Origin of the sequence: Microbacterium sp. B19 (assembly GCF_000333395.1) — a bacterium.
Lineage (GTDB): Bacteria > Actinomycetota > Actinomycetes > Actinomycetales > Microbacteriaceae > Microbacterium.
The window spans coordinates 1-1,337 of record NZ_BADA01000373.1; the positions used below are offsets into that span (position 1 = coordinate 1).

3 protein-coding genes are annotated in these 1,337 nt (G+C 65.0%); all 3 read left to right on the forward strand.

Annotated elements, in window-relative coordinates:
- Nucleotides 1-416: thiamine pyrophosphate-dependent enzyme (locus tag I5G_RS22455; protein WP_036328208.1), on the forward strand; the 416-nt coding region annotated here is incomplete at its 5' end.
- A gap of 1 nt (nt 417) precedes the next feature.
- The gene (gene ilvN, locus I5G_RS13350) at nt 418-927 is read left to right on the forward strand and encodes an acetolactate synthase small subunit (RefSeq protein WP_022879503.1); all 510 of its coding nucleotides are present in this window, start codon (nt 418-420) and stop codon (nt 925-927) included.
- Nucleotides 928-996: 69 nt separating this feature from the next.
- On the forward strand, nt 997-1,337 hold a 341-nt coding region (locus I5G_RS22460; RefSeq protein WP_036328211.1), incomplete at its 3' end, for an NAD(P)-dependent oxidoreductase.

Here is a 1,337-nt window from a genome sequence, read left to right on the forward strand (position 1 = left end):
ACGGCTGCTTCCAGATGACCAACCAAGAGCTCGCGACCTGCGTGATCAACGACATCCCGATCAAGTTCGCGATCATCAACAACTCGTCGCTGGGTATGGTGCGCCAGTGGCAGACACTGTTCTTCGACGGTCGCCACTCCAACACCGACCTCAACACGGGGCACGGGACGCGTCGCATCCCGGACTTCGTGAAGCTGGCCGAGGCGTACGGATGCCTCGCGATCCGGGTCGAGAAGGAGGACGAGATCGACGCGGCCATCCAGCTCGCGCTCGACACCAACGACCGTCCCGTCGTGATCGACTTCGTCGTGAGCGCGGATGCCATGGTGTGGCCGATGGTCCCGCAGGGCGTCAGCAACAGCTACGTCCAGTACGCCCGCGATCACTCGCCCGCCTTCGCCGAACAGGAGGACTGAGATGTCTCGTCACGTTCTGAGTCTCCTCGTCGAGGACAAGCCCGGTCTGCTCACCCGCGTCGCGGGCCTGTTCGCCCGTCGCGGCTTCAACATCGAATCGCTCGCCGTGGGCGTCACCGAGGTGCCGGGTCTGTCCCGCATCACGGTGGTCGTCGACGTCGAGGGTCTGCCCCTCGAGCAGGTGACGAAGCAGCTGAACAAGCTCATCAACGTCATCAAGATCGTCGAGCTCGACCCCGCCAGCTCGGTGCAGCGCGAGCACGTGCTCGTGAAGGTGCGCGCCGACAACGCCAGCCGTTCGCACGTGCTCGAGGTCGTGAACCTCTTCCGCGCGTCGGTGGTCGACTACGCACCCGACGCCCTCGTCATCGAGATCACCGGTGACTCGGGCAAGGTCGGCGCCTTCCTCAAGGCCATCGAGCCGTTCGGCGTGAAGGAGCTCGCGCAGTCGGGCCTCCTGGCCGTCGGCCGCGGCGGCAAGAGCATCACCGAGCGCGTCCTGCGCGGCTGAAACCTCCCACCCTTTTCCACACACCCCCGGTCCCGTCGCGGGACCTGTATTCAAGGAGAAAGCATCCCCATGGCAGAGATCTTCTACGACGACGACGCCGACCTCTCGATCATCCAGGGCAAGAAGGTCGCGATCGTCGGCTACGGCTCGCAGGGTCACGCGCACGCGCAGAACCTCCGCGACTCGGGCGTCGAGGTCGTCATCGCCCTCAAGGACGGCTCCAAGTCCACCGCCAAGGCGCAGGAGGATGGCTTCGAGGTCAAGAACGTCGCCGACGCGACCGAGTGGGCCGACCTGATCATGATCCTGGCGCCCGACCAGCACCAGCGTTCGATCTACGCCGACTCCATCAAGGACAAGCTCACCGAGGGCAAGACGCTCGCCTTCGCGCACGGCTTCAACATCCGCTT

Coding starts and splice junctions, on each gene's coding strand:
- ilvN (WP_022879503.1), top strand. CDS start 418: ATGTCTCGTCACGTTCTGAGTCTCCTCGTCGAGGACAAGCCCGGTCTG.